The organism is Corynebacterium halotolerans YIM 70093 = DSM 44683, assembly GCF_000341345.1.
Taxonomy (GTDB): Bacteria; Actinomycetota; Actinomycetes; order Mycobacteriales; family Mycobacteriaceae; genus Corynebacterium; species Corynebacterium halotolerans.
The window spans coordinates 184,638-207,091 of record NC_020302.1; the positions used below are offsets into that span (position 1 = coordinate 184,638).

At 67.5% G+C, this 22,454-nt stretch carries 24 protein-coding genes; 13 read left to right on the forward strand and 11 right to left on the reverse strand.

Features of this window, described 5'->3' with window-relative positions; genetic code table 11:
• Position 1: 1 nt before the first annotated feature.
• Positions 2–1,378, forward strand: a complete 1,377-nt coding sequence (locus A605_RS00825) for an NAD-dependent succinate-semialdehyde dehydrogenase (RefSeq protein WP_015399607.1) — start codon at positions 2–4, stop codon at positions 1,376–1,378.
• Between the two features lie 68 nt (positions 1,379–1,446).
• On the opposite strand, the gene A605_RS00830 is transcribed toward A605_RS00825, so the two are convergent.
• The gene (locus A605_RS00830; protein ID WP_015399608.1) at positions 1,447–2,925 is read right to left on the reverse strand and encodes an aldehyde dehydrogenase family protein; all 1,479 of its coding nucleotides are present in this window, start codon (positions 2,923–2,925) and stop codon (positions 1,447–1,449) included.
• 165 nt (positions 2,926–3,090) lie between these two features.
• Between A605_RS00830 and A605_RS00835 the strand changes: the two genes are divergently transcribed.
• The 5 genes from A605_RS00835 to A605_RS15915 all read left to right on the forward strand — a co-directional run bounded on the left by A605_RS00835 (position 3,091) and on the right by A605_RS15915 (position 7,701).
• Positions 3,091–4,017 (forward strand): EamA family transporter, encoded by a 927-nt coding sequence (locus A605_RS00835; RefSeq protein WP_015399609.1) that lies wholly within the window; start codon positions 3,091–3,093, stop codon positions 4,015–4,017.
• A gap of 230 nt (positions 4,018–4,247) precedes the next feature.
• Entirely contained in the window at positions 4,248–5,291 is a 1,044-nt protein-coding gene (locus A605_RS00840) for a fatty acid desaturase family protein (RefSeq protein ID WP_015399610.1), read from the forward strand.
• Between the two features lie 47 nt (positions 5,292–5,338).
• A complete protein-coding gene (locus tag A605_RS00845; protein WP_015399611.1) occupies positions 5,339–5,569 on the forward strand; it encodes a ferredoxin in 231 nt (76 codons plus the stop codon).
• Positions 5,570–5,679: 110 nt separating this feature from the next.
• Complete coding sequence (locus tag A605_RS00850) at positions 5,680–6,948, forward strand: AI-2E family transporter (RefSeq protein ID WP_015399612.1); 1,269 nt, start codon at positions 5,680–5,682, stop codon at positions 6,946–6,948.
• Positions 6,949–7,578: 630 nt separating this feature from the next.
• The gene (locus A605_RS15915) at positions 7,579–7,701 is read left to right on the forward strand and encodes a hypothetical protein (protein ID WP_280109778.1); all 123 of its coding nucleotides are present in this window, start codon (positions 7,579–7,581) and stop codon (positions 7,699–7,701) included.
• A gap of 33 nt (positions 7,702–7,734) precedes the next feature.
• On the opposite strand, the gene A605_RS00860 is transcribed toward A605_RS15915, so the two are convergent.
• Together A605_RS00860 and A605_RS00865 are read right to left on the reverse strand one after the other, a co-directional pair.
• The gene (locus tag A605_RS00860) at positions 7,735–8,067 is read right to left on the reverse strand and encodes a DUF3024 domain-containing protein (RefSeq protein WP_015399613.1); all 333 of its coding nucleotides are present in this window, start codon (positions 8,065–8,067) and stop codon (positions 7,735–7,737) included.
• Positions 8,068–8,221: 154 nt separating this feature from the next.
• Positions 8,222–9,355, reverse strand: a complete 1,134-nt coding sequence (locus A605_RS00865) for an App1 family protein (protein ID WP_015399614.1) — start codon at positions 9,353–9,355, stop codon at positions 8,222–8,224.
• 94 nt (positions 9,356–9,449) lie between these two features.
• Here A605_RS00865 and A605_RS00870 point away from each other — a divergent pair, with 94 nt between their 5' ends.
• Positions 9,450–10,124, forward strand: a complete 675-nt coding sequence (locus A605_RS00870; protein ID WP_015399615.1) for a DUF1801 domain-containing protein — start codon at positions 9,450–9,452, stop codon at positions 10,122–10,124.
• Here the strand turns inward: A605_RS00870 and A605_RS00875 are convergent.
• The gene (locus A605_RS00875) at positions 10,121–11,314 is read right to left on the reverse strand and encodes a Fic family protein (protein ID WP_034990397.1); all 1,194 of its coding nucleotides are present in this window, start codon (positions 11,312–11,314) and stop codon (positions 10,121–10,123) included. The two genes, A605_RS00870 and A605_RS00875, sit on opposite strands and share 4 nt — an antisense overlap.
• 304 nt (positions 11,315–11,618) lie before the next feature.
• On the opposite strand from A605_RS00875, the gene A605_RS00880 reads away from it, so the two are divergent.
• On the forward strand, positions 11,619–11,975 hold the full coding sequence (locus A605_RS00880) for a RidA family protein (RefSeq protein ID WP_015399617.1): 357 nt from the start codon (positions 11,619–11,621) through the stop codon (positions 11,973–11,975).
• Between the two features lie 90 nt (positions 11,976–12,065).
• Positions 12,066–12,626 (forward strand): hypothetical protein, encoded by a 561-nt coding sequence (locus tag A605_RS00885; RefSeq protein ID WP_015399618.1) that lies wholly within the window; start codon positions 12,066–12,068, stop codon positions 12,624–12,626.
• A 15-nt stretch (positions 12,627–12,641) separates the two neighbouring features.
• On the opposite strand, the gene A605_RS00890 is transcribed toward A605_RS00885, so the two are convergent.
• Positions 12,642–13,163, reverse strand: a complete 522-nt coding sequence (locus tag A605_RS00890) for a GNAT family N-acetyltransferase (protein ID WP_015399619.1) — start codon at positions 13,161–13,163, stop codon at positions 12,642–12,644.
• A 188-nt stretch (positions 13,164–13,351) separates the two neighbouring features.
• Between A605_RS00890 and A605_RS00895 the strand changes: the two genes are divergently transcribed.
• Positions 13,352–13,771 (forward strand): MmcQ/YjbR family DNA-binding protein, encoded by a 420-nt coding sequence (locus A605_RS00895; protein ID WP_154653278.1) that lies wholly within the window; start codon positions 13,352–13,354, stop codon positions 13,769–13,771.
• On the opposite strand, the gene A605_RS00900 is transcribed toward A605_RS00895, so the two are convergent.
• Both A605_RS00900 and A605_RS00905 read right to left on the reverse strand, forming a co-directional pair.
• On the reverse strand, positions 13,759–14,835 hold the full coding sequence (locus A605_RS00900; RefSeq protein ID WP_015399621.1) for an MBL fold metallo-hydrolase: 1,077 nt from the start codon (positions 14,833–14,835) through the stop codon (positions 13,759–13,761). The two genes, A605_RS00895 and A605_RS00900, sit on opposite strands and share 13 nt — an antisense overlap.
• 248 nt (positions 14,836–15,083) lie before the next feature.
• A complete protein-coding gene (locus A605_RS00905; RefSeq protein ID WP_015399622.1) occupies positions 15,084–15,491 on the reverse strand; it encodes a four-helix bundle copper-binding protein in 408 nt (135 codons plus the stop codon).
• Positions 15,492–15,735: 244 nt separating this feature from the next.
• On the opposite strand from A605_RS00905, the gene A605_RS00910 reads away from it, so the two are divergent.
• Positions 15,736–16,122 carry a hypothetical protein gene (locus tag A605_RS00910; RefSeq protein ID WP_015399623.1) on the forward strand — a complete coding sequence of 129 codons (387 nt, stop codon included), beginning with the start codon at positions 15,736–15,738 and terminating at the stop codon, positions 16,120–16,122.
• Between the two features lie 124 nt (positions 16,123–16,246).
• Here the strand turns inward: A605_RS00910 and A605_RS00915 are convergent, their stop codons facing one another.
• The 4 genes from A605_RS00915 to A605_RS00930 all read right to left on the reverse strand — a co-directional run bounded on the left by A605_RS00915 (position 16,247) and on the right by A605_RS00930 (position 21,087).
• Positions 16,247–17,686, reverse strand: a complete 1,440-nt coding sequence (locus A605_RS00915; RefSeq protein WP_015399624.1) for a dicarboxylate/amino acid:cation symporter — start codon at positions 17,684–17,686, stop codon at positions 16,247–16,249.
• A gap of 1,027 nt (positions 17,687–18,713) precedes the next feature.
• The gene (locus tag A605_RS00920; protein WP_015399625.1) at positions 18,714–19,403 is read right to left on the reverse strand and encodes a DUF305 domain-containing protein; all 690 of its coding nucleotides are present in this window, start codon (positions 19,401–19,403) and stop codon (positions 18,714–18,716) included.
• Positions 19,404–19,679: 276 nt separating this feature from the next.
• Positions 19,680–20,390 carry a DUF305 domain-containing protein gene (locus A605_RS00925; protein WP_015399626.1) on the reverse strand — a complete coding sequence of 237 codons (711 nt, stop codon included), beginning with the start codon at positions 20,388–20,390 and terminating at the stop codon, positions 19,680–19,682.
• Between the two features lie 118 nt (positions 20,391–20,508).
• Positions 20,509–21,087 carry a DNA-3-methyladenine glycosylase gene (locus A605_RS00930; RefSeq protein ID WP_015399627.1) on the reverse strand — a complete coding sequence of 193 codons (579 nt, stop codon included), beginning with the start codon at positions 21,085–21,087 and terminating at the stop codon, positions 20,509–20,511.
• A 109-nt stretch (positions 21,088–21,196) separates the two neighbouring features.
• Between A605_RS00930 and A605_RS00935 the strand changes: the two genes are divergently transcribed.
• Together A605_RS00935 and A605_RS00940 are read left to right on the forward strand one after the other, a co-directional pair.
• A complete protein-coding gene (locus tag A605_RS00935; RefSeq protein WP_015399628.1) occupies positions 21,197–21,781 on the forward strand; it encodes an HAD-IA family hydrolase in 585 nt (194 codons plus the stop codon).
• Complete coding sequence (locus A605_RS00940; protein WP_015399629.1) at positions 21,778–22,329, forward strand: gamma carbonic anhydrase family protein; 552 nt, start codon at positions 21,778–21,780, stop codon at positions 22,327–22,329. Before A605_RS00935 ends, A605_RS00940 begins: the two co-directional genes overlap by 4 nt.
• The last annotated feature ends 125 nt before the right edge of the window (positions 22,330–22,454 follow it).

Genomic DNA, 22,454 nt, shown 5'->3' on the forward strand with positions numbered 1-22,454 from the left:
CATGACCATGCTGAAAGCCATCGACCCCACCACCGGCCGGGTGGCGCGCGAGATGCCCGCCGCAACATCAGACGAGATCACCGCGATTCTCGACCGGGCCCGGAACGCCTTCGAAACCTGGCGCACCACGGGCTTCGGCGAACGCGCGGAGGTGCTGCGGGCCGTGGCCGCCCACCTGCGCGAGCACACCGATGAACTCGCGCCGCTGATGACCGAGGAGATGGGCAAACCCATCAGCGAGGCCCGCGGCGAGGTGGGCAAGGCCGCGTGGGCCGCCGAGCACTACGCCGACCACGCCGAGGCGTACCTGGCCGACGAACACATCGCCTCCGACGCCACCTCGTCCTATGTGCAGTACCTGCCGCTGGGGCCGGTCCTGGGGATCCTGCCGTGGAACGCCCCGTTCTGGCTCGCGTTCCGCTTCTGCGCCCCGGCCCTGATGGCCGGCAACACCTGCGTGATGAAGCACGATCCGCACGTGCCCGGCTGCGCGGCGGCGATCGAGGAGGCGTTCCGGGCCGTCGGCGCACCCGAGGGCATCTTCCAGACCCTGCCGGCCGCCACCGAGGACGTGGAGCAGGTGATCCGCGACCCGAGGATCCGCGCGGTCTCCTTCACCGGCTCCGACCGGGCCGGATCGAAGGTGGCCGCGGCCGCGGCGAGCGAGATCAAGCCCGCGGTCCTCGAGCTCGGCGGCTCCGACCCCTGCATCGTGCTGGCCGACGCCGACCTGGAGAAGGCCGCGGAGGTCACGGCACTGTCGCGGATCATCAACGCCGGGCAGTCCTGCATCGCCGCCAAACGGGTGGTCGTGGAACGCAGCGTGCACGACGAGTTCGTGGACCTGCTGGCCGGACACCTGCGCGACCTCACGGTCGGCGACCCCCGCGAGGAATCCACCCAGGTCGGCCCAATCGCCCGGGAGGAGCTGCGCGAGAACCTCCACCGCCAGGTCACCTCGAGCATCGAGGCCGGCGCCACCTGTGTGCTGGGAGGCGAGCTGCCGGACGGCGACGGCTACTTCTACCCCGTCACCCTGCTCACCGATGTCGAGCCCGGGATGACCACCTGTACGGAGGAAACCTTCGGGCCGGTCGCCGTGGTGGTCGCCGCCGACGACGCCGAGGACGCGCTGGAGATCGCCAACGACACCCCGTACGGGCTGGGGGCGAGCGTATGGACCTCCACTGAGCGCGGTGAGGCCATGGCCCGGCGCATCGAGGCCGGCCAGGTCTCGATCAACGGGATCGTCAAGACCGATCCCCGGCTGCCCTCGGGCGGCGTCAAGCGCTCCGGCTACGGTCGGGAACTGGGGCCGCACGGCATCCGCGAGTTCGTCAACGCCCAGCAGGTCTGGGTCGGCCCCGTGCGGTCCTGAAGGCCGCGGCCGCCGGGTCGCAACCCCGGGGGCGGTGCCCTGGGCACCTCCACCCCGGGGTCACGGGCCTAGAGCTGCGTGACTCCGATGGTGTGGTCGGTGGTGAACTCCTCGATGGCCCATTCGCCGTTGAAGCGGCCGAGACCGGAGTTGCGCTCACCGCCGAAGGCGACGTGGGCCTCGTCCTGGACGGTCATCTCATTGATGAAGGTCATGCCGGCCTGGACCTGCTGCGCGAACTGCAGCCCGCGGCCGAGATCCTGGGTGAACACCGAGCTGCTGAGGCCGAACTCGTGGTCGTTGGCCAGTGCGAGGGCATGCTCCTCGTCCTCGGCGCGCAGGACGGCGACCAGGGGGCCGAAGATCTCCTCCCGGGCGATCTCCATGTCGGGGGTGACGTCGGCGAAGACGTGGGGCGGGACCACGCGGCCCTCGATCTCGCCGTCGAGGACGACGCGCGCCCCGGCCTCCCGGGCCCAGTTGATCTTGTCCTTCAGTCCGTCGAGCTGGGAGTCATTGACCACCGGGCCGACCAGGGTGCCCTCCTGCGCGGGGTCGCCGTAGGAGACGTTCTTCGCCGCCTCCGCGAAGCGGTCGACGAACTCGTCGTAGACGGGGGCCTGGACGATGATGCGGTTGACCGCCATGCAGATCTGGCCGGAGTGGAGGAAGGTGCCGGTGACGGCCTGCTCCACGGCGGCGTCGAGGTCGGCGTCGTCAAGCACCACCAGCGGGGCATTGCCGCCGAGCTCGAGGGCCACCTTCTTCAGGTGATCGCCGCCGGTGGCGAGGGAACCGACGTGCTTGCCCACCGGGGTGGAGCCGGTGAAGGAGATCAGCCGCGGGACCGGGTGGGCGACGAAGTCATCGCCGATCTCCGAACCGGCGCCGACGACGACGGACAGCACTCCGGCGGGCAGGCCGGCCTCCTCGAAGATCCGGGCGAGCAGCAGGCCACCGGTGACCGGGGTGTCGCTGGCGGGCTTGATCACCACGGCGTTGCCCAGCGCCAGGGCGGGGGCGACGGAGCGCTGGGACAGGTGCAGCGGGAAGTTCCACGGGCTGATCACCCCGACCACTCCGACCGGCTTCTTGTAGACGCGCATCTCGCGGTTGGGGGTGTTGGAGTCGAAGAGTCGGCCGTGGACCCGGGAGGGGAAGGAGGCTGCCTCGCGGGTGATGCCGAGCGCGAGGGAGACCTCGATATTGGCCTTCAGGACGGTGGAACCGCCCTCCCTGACCAGCCAGTCGACGATCTCGCCGCGGCGTTCCTGCAGGATTTCCGCGGCCCGGCGCAGCACGCCCGCGCGCTTGTTCGGGGCAGTGGCGGCCCATTCTCGCTGGGCCTGCTCGGCCGTCCGGTACGCCTCGTCCAGGTCCTCCTTCGAGGCCTGCCGGATCGTGGCGACCGTGGTGTCGTCAAACGGATTCGTGTCGGTCAGGACGCGCTCGGAACGGCCCTCCCGCCACTGTCCGGCGATGAACTGGCGGTCGACCGGCTGGTCGGCGAAGCTGGCGGTGGTCTCGGAGGTGGCGGTGGTGGTCATGGGGGAACTCCTGACTGATCGCTGTGGTGGTGTGGGGCCGCGACGGTCCGGCCGCGGGTCTCGCACGGAGATCTGCGCCCCAGGGTAAGCCAGGTCGCCGGGTTGTCGGGCGGCCTTGACGAAAACCCCGGCCCGGCCTCCCGGTGGCGGCTACGGTGAGGTGTCATGAACCTGCTCATCACGGCGATCACTCCGTTGATCTGGGGCACCACCTACTACGTGACCACCGAGTTCCTCCCCGCCGACCGCCCGTTGCTCGCCGGTTTCCTCCGCGCCTTCCCGGCCGGGCTGATCCTGCTCGCCTGGTTCCGGGTACTGCCGACCGGGCAGTGGTGGTGGAAGTCGATAGTGCTGGGAGTGCTGAATATCGGCGCGTTCTTCGCCTTCCTGTTCTGGGCGGCGTTCCTGCTGCCCGGCGGGGTGGCGGCGGTGATCACCAACACGGCTCCGCTGTGGGTGATCGCGTTGTCGCCGGCGCTGCTGGGGACGCAGGTCCGTGGGCTCCAGCTCATCGCGGCGGCGGTCGCGATCGCCGGTGTCGCGGCCCTGGTCATCGGCCCCGGCGTGCAGCTGAATGTGCAGGGTATCGCCGTGGGGTTGGCCGGCGCGCTGTGCATGGCGCTGGGTGTGGTGCTGACCAAGCGTTTCGGCCGCCCCGAGGGGGTACCGGGGCTCGCGGTCACCGGTTGGCAGCTGATGTTCGGCGGGCTGTTCCTGCTGCCGTTCCTCCTGTTCATCGAGGGGCTGCCCGGACAGCTGAGCACCACGAACCTGCTGGGTTTCGTCTACATGTTCACCCTCAACGGGGCGGTGGCCTACGGGCTCTGGTTCCGCGGGATCTCGCTTCTCGACGCCGTGAGCGTCGCCATGCTGGGCATCCTCAGCCCTGTCACCGCGACGCTGATCGGGGTGTTCCTCAACGGTGAGGTGCTCTCCCCGTTGCAGTGGGCAGGGGGCGCCGCGGTGCTGGCGGCGCTGGTGCTGGCGAATCTGGCGGCGCTGCAGCCCAGACGTGCCCGTTCCCGGGAGGTTCCACATATTCAACCTCCCGGGCAACCGCAACCGACGAGCGTGCCTCAGGAGCGGAGCTGAGACCCGCTGAACCGCCGGGACCCCCAACGGGCGGCCCGGATTTCTCCGCGGTGCCGGCCTGGACCGCAGGAACCTTCGGCTGCCACCTCGTGAGGACCGGACCCACCCCCGCCACCTCCGGGGCGGGGACACCACAGTCTGAAACGGGAGGAGGCCGGTTGTCGGGCACAGCACTCCGTGGTTGAATTGGACGATATAATGTGTCCCAGTTCACAGGGTTAGGAGTTCCGGTGCGCGCCAACCCCTACGTCGAATCCTTCCTCGAACTGTCCGCCAGAGTCCATGACGCCGGTCTGATGCGGCGCCGGTACGGCTTCTACTGGACCAGGATTCTGTTCTGGACCCTGTCCACGGTGGCCATCCTGACCGCGGTGGCCCTGCTCGGGGACAGTTGGTGGCAGCTGATTCTCGCGGCGCTCCTGGGGGTGGTGATGTCCCAGCTCGGATTCCTCAGCCATGAGGCCGCCCACCAGGAGATCTTCCGCAGTCGTGGGTGGAACGAGTGGACCGCCCGCGTCCTGGGCGGGCTGTTCACGGGCCTGAGCTACGGCTGGTGGGTGGACAAGCACGGTCGCCACCACGCCCACCCCAATAAGGAACGCTCTGATCCCGACGTGACCTCGAAGGTGGTGGCGCTCACCCCCGAGAACGCGGACCGGCGCACCGGCCTGTGGGCGCGGCTCACCCGGTACCAGGGCTACTATTTCCTTCCCCTGCTGCTCTTCGAGGGATTCTCCCTGCACATCGCCTCCGCCAGGAATGTCCTCACGGCCAAGCAGATCAGGCACCGGTGGGTCGAGATCCTCTTCATCGGCATCAGGCTGATCGGCTACCCCGTGTTCCTGTTCCTCGTCCTGCCCTTCGGGCTGGCGCTGGCATTCATCGTGGTCCAGGTGATCGTGTTCGGATTCCTGCTCGGAGGGGCGTTCGCCACCAACCACATCGGGATGCCGACCGTCCCCCACGACGCGAAGATCGACTTCCTGCGCCGCCAGGTGCGCATGTCCCGCAATATCCGCGGCGGCCGACTGGTGCACTTTCTCATGGGCGGACTCCAGTACCAGGTCGAACACCACCTGTTCCCCAAAACACCCCGCCCGAATCTCCCGGCGCTCCAGCAACTCGTCCGCGAGCACTGCGCCCGCCACGACATCCACTACACCGAGACAACCCTGCGCGGGGCCTACGGCACCATCATCGCCTACCTCAACCAGGTCGGGCTGCGGAACCGGAACCTGTACACCTGCCCGCTGGTCCGCCGGTACCGGGGCTGAGCCCGGGCAACCGCATCCCATGGTCACGGGCCGGAAAGGAAAGGGACGTGAAGGTCACCGTCAACTACGACACCTGCATCGCCTCCGGCAACTGCGGGTACATCGCGCCGAATGTCTTCCGGAATCTGGATGAACACGGCGGCTTCGTCAGCCTGATCAACGAACATCCCCCGGAGTCGGAATGGCCCGGTGCCCGGCGGGCGGAACGGCTCTGCCCCTCGGCGACCATCCGCACGGAAGGCGAGGTGGGACCGGATGACACTGCTGATCCGGGTTAGGGCCCGGTGGGGAGTCCACCGGAACCACCGGCGGGTGTGCTGCCGGGAAAGCTTCTGACAATCACCCGTGCCATCCCGGCGGGTGCCACCCTTCTCCAGGAGAGACCGCGATGACCCCTCCGAACGGTCCCCAGCAGGATTCCCCCTCCGCCGGGAAGGAGACCGTTCCGGTCGCCGCGCCCTGGTCCGACACGCTGGGGCAGACGGCCTCCCGTTGCGCCCAGATCCTGCTCGTCGCCGCCGTGTTCGTCGGCGTGGTGTGGCTCCTGCTGCGCGTCTCGGTGGTGGTGATCGCCGCGCTCGTGGCACTGATTCTCGCGTCCGCGGTCTACCCGCTGGTGAAGTGGCTGACGCGCAAGGGCTGGTCCAGCCTCCTGGCCACCGGGGCGGCGTTCGTGGGCATCCTCGCTCTGCTGAGTGGGGTGGTCACCGGAATCGTCTTCGCCGTGCGGAGCGAATGGGACGAGTTGTCCGCCTCCGCCGTGGAGGGCTGGCAGGAGTTGCAGCGCTTCCTCATGGCCGGCCCGCTGCCCGTCGACACCGCGGCCGTCGACGCCGCGCTCCAACGGGCCACCGGGCTCGTCACCAGCGGCACCTTCGTGGACAGTGCCCTGACCGGGATCACCGCGGCCACGGAATTCGTCACCGGCGCGGTGCTCATGATCGTCATCCTGTTCTTCTTCCTGAAGGACGGGCCGAAGATGTGGAACTTCACGCTGCGCTGGTTCCGTGGTGAGACCCGCGCCCGGCTCGCGGAATCCGGGGATCGCACCATCCAGATCCTCGGCGGCTACGTGCGCGGCACCGCCATCATCGCCGCGGTCGACGCCGTGTTCATCGGCATCCCGCTGGCCCTGCTCGGGGTGCCGCTGGCCCTGCCCCTGGCCGTCATCGTGTTCGTCGGCGGCTTCCTGCCAATCGTCGGGGCCACCATCGCGGGTGTGCTGGCCGCCCTGGTGGCGCTGGTGACCAACGGGCTCGTGGTCGCGCTGATCGTCGTCGCCATCGTCATCGCGGTCAACCAGATCGAGGGCGACCTGCTCCAGCCGGTCGTGATGGGACGGACGCTGAGCCTGCACGCGGTCGTCGTGCTGCTGGCGCTGTCGGTCGGCACAATCGTCGGCGGCATCTTCGGCGCCATCCTCGCGGTACCGCTGACCGCGGTGGCGTGGGCGGTGATCCAGGTGTGGACCGACGCCTACCAGATCGGCGACGACCCCGTCCTGGGGGAGGATCCCCTCGACCCCAAGGACCGGGTGGAATCGAAGGCGAGCATGGCCGAACGGTGGAAGTACCAGCAGATGCGCTACCAGCGGCGTTTCAACCGGAAACGCCAGCCGGCGCGGAAGGACGCGGCCGGCAGGGGGGGAAGAGGCTGACGGGCGGAGGAAGGGGCTGCACCGGCGGGAGTGAGTGTTCGGTCGGTTCCTGGGGGTCGGTTCGTGGAATAGGAACTGGTGGGAACAACGGCCTGGGCGGGAACCGGCGGTCCACTTGCCGAATCCAATTGATGAGCGCCGCCGAGGGGGTGGGTCTCGCGCGGCACCAAAATTCAATACCTGTTGACCTGAACCATCGCTGGGGTTGACTGATTTCTCGACCAGGCGGAGAGAAATCCTGAGACGCCTCAAACGTCATGCGAGAAGTGACGATCCGGGGACTGTCCTCAAGGAGGGTTCCGATCACCCGCGGTTGTGGCTGGGGGAGCGGTACACCACCATTCCCCGTCACGCGGAGATCGACAATATTGTCGCTGAAGCGATCTACAAGCAATCGGGGATGAAAAGGCGGCCTGCACGATCCGTGCGCACCTGAAGGATGGCGGGCGGTCACCGTCGACGAGGTAGCGGGATTGATCCCCCAGGCTCGGCGGCTCGACCAGATTCCCGCCATGGTTCACGACGCCCCGGCCCTGTTTCCCGAGCTGGAAACCGACCCCGGGAACGGCCGCGGACGCGCGTGAGCTCAGCAGGAAGTCGAAGCAACTTCCGGAGAAGGCGTCGGAGGCGATGCGCCACGCTGCCCATGACTTCTCCGACAGTGGTCTCACTGGTCTCACCTACCGCGGCATCGGTGAGATCCTCGACGTCAGCTTTCAACGGGCGCAGAAGCTGGCGACGGCGGGCTCATAGGCTGACGCCACTTCGCCTCGCGGTGTCCGCCGACTATCCCCAGAAGATGGGGTCGGCCCTGCTGTCCAGGAAGTCGAGGATCTCCTGCACGTGCGGGGTGGCGGGGAAGTCCCGGTAGAGGTGGAACTTCAGGTTCCGGTCCCGCCAGTACAGGGTCCAGTCACCGGTGGTGCCCGTGTAGCGCAGGCGGGCGACCGGCGTGCCCGTCCACTCGTTCTCATCGTGGAAGGAGGGGTGTGACTCCACGATGGTGATGCGGTGGCCGTCGACCTCCGCCTCCACGCGCACCTGGTCGCGCACGTGTTCCGGTACCTGATTCTCGGCCCAACGGACGACGCGGGCACGGTCCAGTTCGGGAATCGCCATGCCGCGATCGTACCCAGGATTCGGCGGCCCGACGTGACGGGGGTGTGGCGCCCCGCTCCCGGGGGCGCCCGGCGGCGGGCGCCGCGCGGCGTCGATCAGCGGGGCCTGGCGTACCGGCAGGAAGCGCCGGTGGGGGGCGGAACCTCTCGCGTGGCTATTCGGCCGGCTCCTGCGACCGTGGCGCCCCCGGCCGGGGGAACGGGGTGGCACGGTAGTTCTCCAGCAGTTCATGACCGTTGGCGCCCAGGATGGTGGGCGCGCCGCGACCGGCCGGCTGGGTGGGGTCGGTCAGCGTGGTCGTCGTGCCGTGGGAGAGCACGTGCTCGCCGGGGGAGAGCTGGCGCAGCGCCACGCCGATGATGCGGTCGGGGTGTTCGAAGACGGCCTCGCCGTAGATGAGCGGATCGTGCTGCCCGTCGTCGCCGACCAGGATCCACTGGATGTCCGGGTACTCGATGAACAGGTTCCGCAGCTGCACCTTCTTGTGCTCCTGCCCGGAACGGAACAGGCCGGTCGGCGTCGGGCCCCAGTCCGTCAGCAGGAGCGGCCCCTTCGGCAGGTCGTGTTTGCGCAGGAAGTCGACCAGCGTTTCATAGGTGTTCCAGGCGCCGGTGGACAGGTAGAACACCGGGGCATCCGGGTGGTCGTGGAGCAGCTCACGGTAGAACTCGTTCATGCCCGGTACCGGCTTGCGCTGGTCGGTGTGACGGACCCAGGAGTTCCAGGCGGCCAGCAGGGCACGCGGCAGCCAGGTGACCAGCACGGTGTCATCGATATCGGAAATCAGGCCGATCTTCGCGCCGGGCGCGGTGACGAGCACCTCGGCCTGCTGCGGCTCGGCACCCTCCGCTTCGATGGTGACCTCCCGCCAGCCCGGCTCCAGGCCGTGATCCTCGACGAGGACGTCGATGTAGCCGCCTGCGTTGGTGGTGGTGTGTACGGTCCGGGCGCCGGCGCGGACGGTGACGGGGAGGTCGCCGACCTGGACGGTGAAGAACTGCCGCCAGCCGCGCTGGGCCTCCTCCGAGACGTGGCGGGCCTGCCGGCGGATATCCGGCAGGTTCCCGGGGATGGCCGGCGACGGGCCGTCACCGTTTTCTCTGTTGGCCGGGTCGTGTGGGTCGTGAGGGTCGGCCATGAGCACCCGGCCGAGGACGTGGATCCGTTCCGGGGAGCCGTAACCACGGAAGCCGGTGATCGCCGGCCGCCATCCCGCTTCGGTCTTGCGGCGCAGGCCCGCACGGTTGATGCTGTGTTCCGCCTTGCGCACGAAGTCTGCGATCGCCATGGCAGCGAGGATACTGGTGCAGTGGTCGGTTGGCTGCCGCAGCCGGGTTCGAACGGGCGGTTGCCGTGTCCGCGGCTTCGCTACACTCGTGCCCATGAGCACCGCCTACGAATCCATTCCCGGTGTCGGCCGACCCGCCCGTGAAGCGCTGCGGGCCGCCGGATACCCCGACCTGGAGTCCCTGGACGGCGTCGACTATGCCGACCTGGCGGCGTTGCACGGAGTCGGCAAGCGCGGTCTGGAGCGCCTCCACGCGGCACTGCTCGAGCAGGGAATGGGCCTGACCGGCGAGGTGCCGGATCCCGAGCCACGCCACGCCACCTTTACCAGCGGCCACACCGGTGAGTACGCCGAGGACATCAAGACCAGGCCCACGGAACGGAGCGCGGCCCGGTACGTCGAGGAGCTCGACACCCCGCGCCGGGTGGAGCACGGTCGCCTGCTGCTGGAGATCTTCGGACGCGTCACCGGCGAGGAACCGGTGATGTGGGGGCCGTCGATGATCGGATACGGGCAGGTGCACTACCGGTACGACACGGGCCGGGAGGGCGACACGTTCCGGGTCGGGTTCTCGCCGCGGAAGGAGAAGATCTCCCTGTACGGACTGACGGGGCTGCCGGAGTCCGCGGAGCAGCTGGCGCGACTGGGCAAGTACACGACGGGCAAGGCCTGCCTGTACATCAACAAGCCCGAGGACGTTGACCTCGAGGTGCTCGAGGAGATGATCGAGTACGCGTGGAACGCGGAGCCGGGTGGGGGCGCGGGTTAGCGCTGCCCGGGCGTCGGTTTTCCCCGCCGGCCGGCCCGCTCGGCGAACTCGTCGAGCAGTTCCAATACCTCTGGTGCACGCCAGGCGCGCCTCGTCTTTTCCACCTGTGCACTGAGGAGGACGCCGTCAGCTTCCAGTCGTTCAAGTCCCTTGCGGATATTGCTCCCGGCGATATTCAGCTCCGCACTGAGGCCGACGACGTCGACCAGTGGTTGGCGGACCAGGATATCCAGAATCCGCCAATCGACGGCGTCGCTGCGGGCGTGGACCCGGGCGTTCCAACTTTCTCTCACTTCGGCCAGCTCCGTGCCCAGCCACGCCCCCAGCTCGGTGGCCCGGAGCGCGGCGTGCGCCACAAGTCGGACAATCGTGTCGATGTCGCCGTTTCGGTAAGCGTCGAGAGCGGTGAAGTAGGTGTCCGGCTCCTCGAGGATGCCCGCCGACAGCGGCAGGGCACCGTTGACGGTCAGGCCGCGGGCACGCAACAGCGTGTGGATCAATGCCCGGCCGGTTCGCCCGTTACCGTCCACGAAAGGGTGAATTGTCTCGAACTGGGCATGGGCGATCGCGGCATGGGCGAGGACGGGGATGTCGTCCCTCCGCAGCCAGTCCACGAGGTCCGTCATCAGCTCGGGCAGCAGCCTGGGATGCGGAGCGGTGTAGAGCGAGCCGACCGGATGGGTGTCGCTGCCGCCAATCCAGACGGGTTCCTCCCGGTACCGGCCGGCGATCGTTGGCTGGGAACCCTCCATCAGGAGCCGGTGCATGTGCAGGACCGTCTCTTCGTCGGGAATCTCCGAGGTGGTGATCGCCTCGGACATCTGGGCGGTTGCCGCGACGATCAATGCCGCGTTGCCCTGACTGGTGCCCAGGAGCTCGGCCTCCAGCACCTTTCTGGCTGACGAGGTCAGCTGTTCGATTCTGGATGAGGCCACCGACTCACCCCGGAGCAGCAGCGGGGTGAACGGAAGGAGGGTTGCGGCGTGCGTGGCGTCGAAGCGGGTGACCGCGATAGTTGCTTTGTCGACGAGTGCGACCGTTCCGGAGTCCAGATGGACCCTGACGTCGGCGATGGCGGGCACGAGCGCCGAATCGTATTCGGCCGGTTGTTTGCGCTGGGCCCGCGCTGACATGGGAGCGCGCGAAATCCAGGGCAGAGTTTCGTGGGTGATGTTCGGCCATGTCCTCATGCCTGGATTTTAAAGCAGGATCCGCTCCAGAAGAAGATTTCTGTGAATGAATCAAGCTGTAAACGTTCACCTCTGAAGCTCTGATGAACGGATAAACCTTTACCGGGCTCTATCGTGGGCCGGAGCCATGAATACGGTGGAACGTCGAATCCGCCGCCGGAGACTTGTCCGACGAGGGCGCCGAGAAGCGGGCGCAGACCTCCTGAGCTGGGCGCGGGGGTAGGCCAGCACGCAGGCGGACAGCCGAAACGCCGCCGATGTGCTTATGTGGGGTTAATCCAATGTGTGAAAGGACGGATATACCGTGACTGACACGGCCGATCACCCGTACAGCCCCGCCAAGCGCGTGGGAAACCACATCTACGTCTCAGGAGCACTGTCCGTCGACCGCGATTACCAACCGGTCGCCAGCCGGCGGGAGGCGCTCGACGCCGCCCTGGAACGGATGACCGAGCGGCTGGCCACCGCGGGCGGGGAACTCCGGCACGTGGTGAAGCTGACCTACTTCGTCACCGACCTGACTCTCCGGGAGGAGGCGAATCAGCAGTTCCACAACCACTTCAGCGAAGCCCGGCCGGCGAGGACCTTCCTGGAGGTGTCGAGGCTGCCCTACGGTTCCACCGTGGAGATTGACGCCATCGCCTACGTGGGGGAGGACTGAGGCGATCCCGCCCGGGTGGCTTGACCCGGGTGTTGCCCGCCGGTTGAGTGAGGGGAAACATCACAGGCAACGGCGCGGCGAGGAGAGCACATGACCACCGAGACATTTCTGGAACCGGGCAGTCTGGAGGTCCTGCGCTCCCTGGTGGGGGAGAGGCTGCTGGCCTACGGCACCGACCTCGAGCTGGACGACGGCGTCGGGGCCTTCGGTGCCTGGCTGCAGCTCGAGTCCGGCTGGGTCAGCCTCGAGTTCGTCGAGGAGGTCGTGGACTTCGACGCCGCGGACGCCGGCTTCGAGAGCGTCGAATCCGTGCTCACCGTCCACCCGCTCACCTGGGAGTTCCCCGGTGGGGACCCCCAGGAACTGGAGGGCACAATCACGGAAATCGTGCGCGTCCAGGACCGGGTGGTGGCCGTCGAGAAGCCAGCCGAGACCATCGCCTGGGACTGGTGGCGCGACAGCGGTCTGCGCTTCCTCCTGGATTCCGGTTCCGAGCTGCTGATCCACTGCGCGTCGACGATCCGGATCGAGGTGGTCATGCGCGCCGGACCTGCGGGAACGGTCGAACCTGAGCCGATTGCGCGCGGAACCCACCAGTCCGGGGAGAAGCGGCGCTACGAGCACGAGCGGCGGGAAGCGCCGCTGCGGTAGGCCGGCGTGACGTCGCTAAGCGTTCTTCGCCGCCTGTCGGAACGCCGGGTGGTAGCTGACCTCGCCGGTGGGCATCCTGGAATCGCGGATCGGGCGGGCGAAGAAGTTCTCGGCGGGGAATCCGGGGTGCACCAGCTCCTCACCTTGTGTGAAGCCGAATTTGCGGTAGAACTCCGGTTCGCCGAGCGCGACGACCCCGCCCACGCCGCTTTCCCGCAGCTGGTCGAGCGCCCGGGAGACCAGGGCGCTGCCGATGCCCCGGCCCTGGAACTTGGGCTCCACGCTGACGGGGCCGAGGCTGACCCAGCCCTGCGTGCCGTCGCTGATGGTCACGGGCGAGGCCGCGACGTGCCCCACCACGAACGGGCCGTCCACCGCGATGAGGGAAAGTGTGAGGGCGTCCGCGTCCCGGAGGGCCTCGACGATCGCCTGCTCCGAGTAGCCCCGGAGGGAGAGACCCGTGAAGGCTTTGCCGGTGACTTCCCGGATGACGGAAATATCCGCCTCCGTTTCACGACGAATGGTGAATCTGTCCATGCCCGGATTCTATGGGGCGGAAGATGGCTTCGAGCTGTTATGTCCGATCGGGGGTCCGGTGCAGGGGGACGGGTTGCGGGGGAAACACCCTGGGCCCGCGGTCCCGCATACGCACCGGATCGTGGTGGTGCTGCCGCGGTAGTCTCGGCGCGTGAGGGGCTCGCCGACACGAAGGAAGGGTGGTCACTGTGACGGATGGGCAAACCCTGCAGGAGATCGCGCAGGAGCGGGCCGAGAGTCTGCCGGGCGCCGTGCTCGAGCACCCCTTCGGGCCCGGGTACGGCGTCTACAAGGTACGCGGGAAGATGTTCCTCCTGTTGACCAGCGTGCCCGAGCACAGCACCGGGTACGGCGTCCGCGACTCCGAACGCGGACAGCGGGTCATCGTCGTGAAGGCCGAACCGGATGACGCCGAGGCGCTGCGTCGGCAGTACGAGGACATCAGCCCCGGCTACCACATGAACAAGAGGAACTGGATCACCGTGGCGCCGGGGCACTCCATCGGCCGGAAGCTGGTCGAGGAGCTCGTCACCGACTCCTACCGGCTGGTCGTCGCCACGCTGCCGAGGGCGCGCCGGCCGGTCGACCCGGAGACCTACGGCTCGTAGATGTCGATCTCCTCTTCGGTGATCAGGAAGCTCATGAGATCCTCGCCGACGGTCAACGGGCCGTCGTAGTTCTCCCGGGTACGCCGGATCAGCTCCTCCTCGCTGACGCCGGGCGCCTCGGAGGAGGTGCCGTTGACGATGTGGCTGTAGACGGCCATCCGCGGCGCGGTGGTGGTGAAGATCTCCCCGGCCTGCCGCGGGTTGGTGTGGTGGGAGTACACCTGAGGCAGGGCGGTGGTGTCCTCGAACTCGGCGACCTCGTGGATCAGCAGATCCACGCCGGTGCCGTGCGTGATGACGTTCTCGTGCGGGACGGTGTCACCGCTGATCAGCACGGATTTGCCGGCGTAGTCGACGCGGAAGCCGACGGCCGGGTCGATGACGTCGTCGGGGTCGTGCAGCACCTCGAACATGGTGACGGTGACACCGTTCCGGTCGAAGATCACGCCCTCCTCGGGGAACTCGTGGGCCACGATCTCGGTGGTGTCCCGCTCGACCTCGCCGTCGGCGACGCGGACGTCGATGTCGTCGGCGTGGGCGAGCCGCAGGCCCGCGACGAGATCCTCGACACCGGTGGGGCCGTAGACGTCGAAGGTGCCCTCGCGGCCGCCGAAGGCGGGGACGAAGCCGGTCAGCCACAGATCAGCCAGGCCATTGACGTGGTCGGAGTGGAAGTGGGTGATGAAGACCCCGTCGATCTCACCCATGGGGACCCCGGCCTGGGTCATGCGCACCGGGCCACCGCGGCCGGCGTCGAAGACCAGGTTGAGACCTCCGGCCTGGACCAGGGTGGACATGCCGTACCGCTCGTCATTGGGGACCGGGCTGCCGGTGCCCAACAGCGTCACGCGCATCTCATCGTCGGCGAGTGCCTCGGTGGCGGGGTGGGTGCTCGGCTCATGTTTGTAGGCGGCATCCTCCGTGGCCTCGGCCGCGACGGTCTCGGTGACCGTGGTCCGGGCGGCGGTTTCCTGGGAATCGGCTGCGGCGCAGCCCGTGATCACCAGGGTCGAACTCGCCAGCAGGGCGAGCAGTCCGCTCTTACGCCCGATCGTCGTCCTCATGTTTGTCCGCCTTTCCAGGACCGTGTACGCATGCTGATGTGCGCTGTGTGAACAATATGTCACAAAGCGCACTCAATGTTTGTATACGAGATCACACGGAAGGTCCAATATGAGGTGCCCCGTGGTTTTCACCCGCTGTCGCAAGGTGTGGTGTTCGCGCGGATCTGTGCAGGTGGAAGGTGAAAAAGGAAATGACCCGCCCTCCCTCAGGGGAGCGCGGGTCACGTGCGTTATGGAGCGCGGGTTCCTCAGCCGATGACACCGAGCAGGTCGGTGCAGGCCTTCTCGCAACGGCGGCAGGCCTCGGCGCAGATCTTGCAGTGCTCGTGGTGGTCGGCGTGGCTCTCGCAGTCCTCCGCACAGGCGATGCAGGCCTTGCGGCAGGCGGTGAGCAGTTCCTTGACCACCTCGATATTGCTGCCGGTACGGCGGCTGAGCACGGTTGCCGTGGTGACGCAGATGTCGGCGCAGTCGAGGTCGGTGCGGATGCAGTCGCGCAGGTCAGAGACGGAGTCCTCGCCCAGACAGGCGTCGGCGCAGGAGGTGCAGGTCTGGACGCAGGCCAGGCAGGCGTCGATCGCCTCGGCGAGGTGGTTGACCTTCAGATCTTCGGTGGGGTTGGGGTGGGCCTTGATCATTGCGGCGGTGGTGCTCATGGTCGATCCTTTCTCTCGGAGTCAGGTCGTGCCCCCGAGCGTAGCCACGTACCGGGTCACTTCACACCCCGTTCCTGGAACCGGTACGGAACCGTCACGCGGCGTCGGTACGGTGCGTTGTTGAGCCCGGGATCAGGGCACCGGACAGACGCCGTACACGCCGCTATGCTCGGAGGTGACACGCCCGATACGTCGAGTAGTCGATCCCTCGAGCAGGGGAGTCGTCGGAGAGGTGGTTGACCCCATGCCCCCGGAGAAGAAAACCCTCATTCCCCGGCCGGTCACGCCCCGCGCGCACGGTCTCGTGGACTACGCGTTGCTCGGCGTCTGGGCCGGGGTCCCCCGGTTGCTGGGACTCCCGCGCCGGGTCCGGACCGTCTTCCAGGTCATGGGGCTCGCCCAGGTCGGTCTGAACGCGGTGACCGACCAGCCGTACGCGTTACGCCGGCTGGTGCCGTTCCGTGTGCACGGCGAGATCGAGAAGTACAGCGGGCCCCTCTACATCGTGTTGCCGCTGGTCGTCGGTGCCTGGCGTGATCCCCGTTCGCGTGCCTTCCACCTGGTCTTCGGTGCGGTGCTGTTGACCAACTTCAACCTCACCAACTGGTGGGATTCGCCCACCGAGAGCTGACCACGGCCTCCTGCTCCCTGCTGATGCGGCGGGACGCCTGGTGACATGAAATAAGGGCGGCACCTGCCGCCCTTATTTCACTGGAACGCGCGTTCCGGTCACAGGTCTGCCGTCAGGCAGACGGTCAGACCCGGTGCCGGCTCGGCGCGTCGGCACGGCCCCCGGAGGAGTTCTCCGCCGTGTCCTCGGAGACCTCTTCCGCGAGTTCCGGGGTGTCCTCCGGGTTCTCGACGGCGGTGTTGCCCTTCTCCGCGGCGTTCCAGATCTCCTCGTCGAGGATGTCCGAGCGCTTGGCGACGACCGCGGCGACGAGCGCCTGGCCGGTGACGTTCGTGGCGGTGCGGCCCATGTCGATGATTGGCTCGGTGGCCAGCAGCAGGCCCACGCCGGCGAGCGGCAGACCCAGGGTGGACAGGGTGAGCGTGAGCATGACGGTCGCGCCCGTGGTGCCGGCGGTGGCGGCGGAACCGATGACCGAGACGAAGATGATGAGCAGGTAGTGCGTCAGATTCAGCTCGATGCCGTAGAACTGGGCGACGAAGATCGCGGCGACTGCCGGGTACACCGCGGCGCAGCCGTCCATCTTCGACGTCGCACCCAGCGGGACGGCGAAGGAGGCGTACTCGCGCGGTACGCCCATGGACTGCTCGGCCACGCGCTGGGTCACCGGCATGACGCCCATGGAGGAGCGGGTGACGAAGCCGAGCGAGGTCACCGGCCAGACCCGCCTGTAGAAGCCGAACACCGGGATCTTGTTGATCATCAGCGTCAGCGGGTAGATAACGCCCATGACCAGCGCCAGGCCGAGGTAGATGGCCAGCACGAACTTGCCGAGTGAACCGAGCGCCTCCCAGCCGTAGGTGGACACGGCCTTGCCGATGAGCGCGGCGGTACCGATCGGTGCCAGGCGGATGATCCACCACAGCACCACCTGGATGACCTTGAGGAAGGACTCGGTGAAGCCCAGGAACGGCTCCGCGGCCTTGCCGGCCTTCACCGCGGCGATGCCGATGGCCAGGGAGATGACCAGCAGCTGCAGGACATTGAAGGAGAGGTTGACCCCGCCGTCGGAGGTGGTGGAGGCGCCCAGGCCCAGGATGTTGGCCGGCACGATGGACTGAATGAAGCCCAGCCACGAACCCGTGCTCGAGGGCTCGGCGGCGCTGCCCGGATCGACGGAGGCGCCCACACCCGGCTGCACGATCAGGGCGACCAGGATACCGGCCAGCACGGAGAGGAAGGCGGTGGCGGCGAACCACACCAGCGTGGACACCGCCAGGCGGGCGGCGTTGGCGGCCTTGCGCAGGTTGGCCACCGAGGTGACCACGGCGGCGAAGATCAGCGGCGGAATCATCAGCTTGAGCAGCTGGACATACGCATTTCCGACGCCCATGAGCAGGCCGGTCAGCAGGCCGGTCTCATCGTCGGGCAGGCCGCTGTCGGACGCGCGGGCGATGAATCCGAGAATCAGGCCGATGGTCAGGCCGGCGATGACCTGGGCACCGAAGCCGGTCGCCCACTTCGGCAGGCCGACCCGTGAGCGGGTGGGGGTGGACGTGGACACGTGAACTCCTTTGGTTCAGTGGGAGGATCCCGCGCCTCACTGTGATCTGAACTGAGCTGTCCATGCCCCGCCCATTCCTTTCGGGGTGGGCGTGGCGGACATGAGCGGGGAGGCTGCGGGAACCGGACTGTTCTGTCTTCCTACGTAACCACTCCACCACCGGATTTCATGCCCTTCACGGCTTTGGTGTGATTAATTTAACTGCCGCACTGGATGGTGAGTAGTGAGCAGACTGCCCGGTCTATTGCTGCGATAGCGGGCCAAAGCGGCACCGGGGCCGTGCGAACACTGCGGTTGCCCGGTGGGCGGGTGCGGGCGTGTTCTGCTCGGGGTTCACGTCCTGCCACTGCTTGACGTTGCAGGCGCGGAGCCTGGGTAGGCCAGCCCTTACTGCGTTCCGGGCACTATCCCCGGATGCATGCGGCTTCGGCGGTCCGGCTGGAGTTTGCCCTGGAACCTCAAGAGGCCTTCGGTGGCCAGACGGGTCTCAGAATCAGCTGCTCTCTCATGGAATGGAATGCCCTTGCTTTCCAGCGCTTCCCGTGGGCTGCGCGTTTCACGGGAAACAGCCCGGACGAATCCCCGGAGACACGGCCATCCCACACGAGGGCGCGATAAGCGTTTGTGTGGGTGTGCCACTGCCTCGGCCAGCGGGTGGTGGCTGTTGGCCCCTGTTTCAGAAGGGAACCGGTCGAGAATGCTGTGGGTGAATGTCCGGTCGAATCCGGTGCGCCTTTTTGTGCGCGGAGACGGCATTTCTTTGACCGGAACCGAGGCCAGGGTCCCGGGAACGTCGGGGCGTGAGTGTCCCGACGGTGCGCTTTCGTCCTCGTCCCGGATCCCGATCCGGCCCGGCCCCTGGTTAAATTTCAGGGACCTTCTCTGACGCCTCCCGGCCTATCGCGCTTCTTTTCAAGCGCCCTCTTGAAGTGGGCGTCGTCAAAAACAACAGGAATCCAGCGGGCGCATCCACGACCGGAGCAGCTGGCTGCGGCCGGCGCAGTCCAGTTGTCCCAATGCGGGGTGGTCAGGACCCCAGACGTTGCCCGATCTGATCCAGCTGCTCGATCTGCTGCTCGCGGTTGCCGACGATCGTCTGGGCCAGGTCGGTCACCTCGGCGTGCTGGCCGGAGTCGACCTGCTCCTCGGCCATGTCCACGGCTTCTTCGTGGCGGTCGGTCATGATGTCGATGTAGATCGAGGAGGCGTCGGTGCCGGATGCCCCGCGCAACTGCTCCAGGTCCTCCTCCCAGGGGAGAATGTCATCCAGGTTCTCATCGAGGTTCACGTCCGGCGCCTCTTCGGTCGTTGGCTGGACGGGTTCACCCCAGTTCTCCAGCCAGCCGGTCATCTGGTCGACCTGCCCCTGCTGCGTGTCCCTGATCTGCTGGGCCAGGCCGGCGAGCTCCTGGTCGATGTCCTCTTTGCCCAGGAGGACGTCGGTGATCTGGATGGTCTGCTCGTTGTGGGGGATCATGCTCTGCAGGAAGTCCACGTCCTGCTCGTTGTGGCCGTCCTCGGCGGCCCCGTCCTCGGTCGGGGAGGTGGTTGGGGAGGTGGTGGTGGTCTCGTCGCCGAGATCCGGAAGGGTGGTGCCGGGCGGCGGGACGGATTCGTCCACGGTCTCGTCCCCGCAGGCCGCCAGTGTCAGGGCCAGCATGCCCGCTGCCGCCAGCGTGCCCGCCCGTTTCACCGGTGTCAGATTTCGGATCTTCATGGTGTCACTCCTCGGATCGTGGTGTCACACGGTTGTAGCGTCGCGATCTTTTGGTGCACTCGTGACGTTACCGATAAGTGCTGGTCGTGACCATAGTTTCGATTATTTTGACCGAAAAATTACCTTTCGGTGATCTACGCCTTCGGCTCCGGCCGCCTGTACTGGGCCGGAGGCGATGCATCGACGCTGGACGTCGGCCCGGGGGTCTCTCGGGACCGGTGGCGGAGTCGGACGGGGGCGGCGTTGTAATGGCTCTCGGGAGCGTGACCGGGAAAGTCAGGACCCCAGGCGTTCCTGGATCTGTTCCATCTGCCCGATCTGGGCCTCCTGGTTCTCGATGATCGAACGGGCCAGGTCGGTCACCTCCGCGTGCTGGCCGGAGTCGACCTGCTCTTCGGCCATGTCCACGGCATCCTCGTGGTGGTCGTTCATGCGCTCGAGGTAGATCGACGAGGCTTCGTCACCGGAGGCGTTGCGCAGCTCCTCCAGATCCTCCCCGCTGGGTAGGTCAGGGATGTCGATCGGGCTCTCCCTGGGGGTCAGGGCCCCCCTCTCGCTGTCTTGGCCACCGTTCTGGGTGGCGGTCTCGGCCGTTGTCTCGACGGGTTCGCCCCAGGACTCCAGCCAGCCGGTCATCTGCTCGATCTCCGCCTGCTGTGAATCCCTGATCTGCTGGGCGAGCTCGGCGACCTCGGCGTCGACGCCCTCCTTGGCCAGGAGAATGTCGCTCATCTCCACGGCCTGCTCGTGGTGGGGGATCATTCCCTGCAGGAATTCCACGTCCTGATCGTTGTGGTCTTCTGCAGCGCCCTCATCCCCGGTCGGGGACGTGGTGGTCTCGCCGTCCGTGGTGGGGGTGGTGGTGTCCGGTGGCGGGGCGGAGCCGTCCATGGCCTCATCCCCGCAGGCGGTCAGCGTCAGGGCGAGCGCGCCCGCCGCCGCCAGGGTGCCCAGGCGTGTGGTCGGTGTCAGGTTCCGGATATTCATGGTGTCACTCCTCGGATCGCACTGTCGCGGTCGATTGGTGTGGTTGCGACGATACAGAGGTGTGACGGAAGTTACAGTAGTTTCAGTGATCGTGACCGGGAAATGACTTTCCGGTGATCTACGCCTTCGGCTTCCGTTGCTTCGGCCGTCCGCGCCGGGCGGAGACGGTCTTTTCCCCCGGGATCCAGAACCGCAGCGGGGCGTCCATGTTCTTGGAGATTCCCACCCGCGGCCCGGTCACCCAGTCAGGGGTTTTCTCCCGCGGGGTGAGCACGAAGTCGGGGCCGGTGACGGGCGAGCCGTTGTCCGGAAGCTGCAGATCGAGTGCCTGGCCCAGATTGCCCGGGCCCTGCGCGAGACGCTCGAACGGGACGTCACCGCGGCGTCGATAAGCGATCTCCAGCCCGTCGACCACCTCGCCGGCGCGCAGTAGGCACCCCTGCCCCATGCCCTCCGGGGCGCAGACGATGTTGCCGGCCTTGTGGATGCCGTAAGAGAGGTAGACGTACATGCGCCCGGGCGGGCCGAACATGGCCGCGTTGCGCTCCGTGCGGCCGCGGTAGGTGTGGGCGGCGGGGTCGTCGGAACCCAGGTAGGCCTCGACCTCCGTCAACCGGACGGTCACCCCGGCGTGGGTCAGTGTGCAACCCAGGAGCTGCGGGGCGACGAGGTCGGCAGTGGCGGAGAAGTCGATCATGGCCCGCCAGTGTAGGTGCGCGGGTCGGGAAACCACCATTGCGCGATCAAGCCCCTGGCTAAACTGGGAGCATTACCGTTGCTTCCGCACGCGTGAGGAGATCGACCCCATGACCAGTCTGCTGTTCGACCTCGACGGTGTGCTGCTCAGACCCAAGACCGTCGCCGGAAAGCGCCGCGTGGAACAGGTCATCGGCACCGACGACCACATCTGGGAGACTTACGAGGACCTGCGCCCCGCTTACGACGCCGCCGACGTCAGCGATGAACGGTTCTGGCGCCAGGTCCAGCTCCGGGCCGATCTCGACCCCTTCGACTACTCGGAGGCCATCGTCGCCGACTGGGAGGCCTCCCTGCACGAGAACACCGAGATGGTCGAGCTGGTCACCTGGTTGATCGACGAGGGCTGGCGCTGCGGGGTGCTCGCCAACATGCCGCCGGGACTGGGGGAGCGGGCGCGGGAGAACCTCTCGTGGCTCGGGAAGCTCGAGGCCGTCACGCTGTCGGGGGACATCGGGGTGGCCAAGCCCGACCGCCGCGCCTTCGCCGTGGGCGTGGACGCGATGGGGGCCTCCGCGAAGGACACCGTCTTCTTCGACGACCGCCCCGATTACGTAGCGGCCGCCGAGGAGTTCGGCCTGCGCGCGGTGCTCTTCGAGGGGCCACAGTCGGTGCTCGAGGTGGTGCAGGCATGAACGGGCCACTGATTCTGTCGTTCGAGGGGAAGAAGCCGAAGATTCATTCCTCCGCGTGGATCGCGCCGACCGCGGTGCTGATCGGCGATGTGGAGATCGGCCCCGATTCCTCGGTGTTCTACGGGGCGGTGCTGCGTGGCGATGTGAACCGAATTCGGGTGGGGGCGCGCACGAATGTCCAGGACAACTCGGTGCTGCACGTGGACCGGGACGCCCCGTGCGTGCTGGGCGACGACGTGACCGTGGGGCACATGGCGCTGGTGCACGGTGCCTCCGTTGGTTCCGGGGCGCTGGTGGGGATGAAGTCGGCGCTGTTGTCGCGCTCCGTTGTGGGATCCGGTTCCCTGATCGCCGCGGGTGCGGTGGTGCTCGAGGATTTTTCGGTTCCCGCTGGGGTACTGGTCGCCGGGGTGCCGGGGAAGGTGCGGCGCGAGCTCTCGGGGGAGGAATCGGCGGCGTTCATCCCGCACGCGGGGCGGTACGTGGATGTTTCGCGGGCGCAGGCTCCGCTGGATCAGGCGCTGACGTTGGACGAGGTGCGGTTCTAGGTTTGTGGGCGTCCGGGTGCCCGGCCGGCTGACGGGCCGGAGCCGGAACTGCGCGGTCCGGGCGAAACACCGGGTGGTGATCTCGCGACGCGTGGACTACCGAGGTCGACGGCGATAACTTCATT

Coding starts and splice junctions, on each gene's coding strand:
- A605_RS00825 (WP_015399607.1), top strand. CDS start 2: ATGACCATGCTGAAAGCCATCGACCCCACCACCGGCCGGGTGGCGCGC.
- A605_RS00830 (WP_015399608.1), bottom strand. CDS start 2,925: ATGACCACCACCGCCACCTCCGAGACCACCGCCAGCTTCGCCGACCAG.
- A605_RS00835 (WP_015399609.1), top strand. CDS start 3,091: ATGAACCTGCTCATCACGGCGATCACTCCGTTGATCTGGGGCACCACC.
- A605_RS00850 (WP_015399612.1), top strand. CDS start 5,680: ATGACCCCTCCGAACGGTCCCCAGCAGGATTCCCCCTCCGCCGGGAAG.
- A605_RS15915 (WP_280109778.1), top strand. CDS start 7,579: ATGCGCCACGCTGCCCATGACTTCTCCGACAGTGGTCTCACTGGTCTC.
- A605_RS00860 (WP_015399613.1), bottom strand. CDS start 8,067: ATGGCGATTCCCGAACTGGACCGTGCCCGCGTCGTCCGTTGGGCCGAG.
- A605_RS00865 (WP_015399614.1), bottom strand. CDS start 9,355: ATGGCGATCGCAGACTTCGTGCGCAAGGCGGAACACAGCATCAACCGT.
- A605_RS00870 (WP_015399615.1), top strand. CDS start 9,450: ATGAGCACCGCCTACGAATCCATTCCCGGTGTCGGCCGACCCGCCCGT.
- A605_RS00875 (WP_034990397.1), bottom strand. CDS start 11,314: ATGAGGACATGGCCGAACATCACCCACGAAACTCTGCCCTGGATTTCG.
- A605_RS00885 (WP_015399618.1), top strand. CDS start 12,066: ATGACCACCGAGACATTTCTGGAACCGGGCAGTCTGGAGGTCCTGCGC.
- A605_RS00890 (WP_015399619.1), bottom strand. CDS start 13,163: ATGGACAGATTCACCATTCGTCGTGAAACGGAGGCGGATATTTCCGTC.
- A605_RS00900 (WP_015399621.1), bottom strand. CDS start 14,835: ATGAGGACGACGATCGGGCGTAAGAGCGGACTGCTCGCCCTGCTGGCG.
- A605_RS00905 (WP_015399622.1), bottom strand. CDS start 15,491: ATGAGCACCACCGCCGCAATGATCAAGGCCCACCCCAACCCCACCGAA.
- A605_RS00910 (WP_015399623.1), top strand. CDS start 15,736: ATGCCCCCGGAGAAGAAAACCCTCATTCCCCGGCCGGTCACGCCCCGC.
- A605_RS00920 (WP_015399625.1), bottom strand. CDS start 19,403: ATGAAGATCCGAAATCTGACACCGGTGAAACGGGCGGGCACGCTGGCG.
- A605_RS00925 (WP_015399626.1), bottom strand. CDS start 20,390: ATGAATATCCGGAACCTGACACCGACCACACGCCTGGGCACCCTGGCG.
- A605_RS00930 (WP_015399627.1), bottom strand. CDS start 21,087: ATGATCGACTTCTCCGCCACTGCCGACCTCGTCGCCCCGCAGCTCCTG.
- A605_RS00935 (WP_015399628.1), top strand. CDS start 21,197: ATGACCAGTCTGCTGTTCGACCTCGACGGTGTGCTGCTCAGACCCAAG.
- A605_RS00940 (WP_015399629.1), top strand. CDS start 21,778: ATGAACGGGCCACTGATTCTGTCGTTCGAGGGGAAGAAGCCGAAGATT.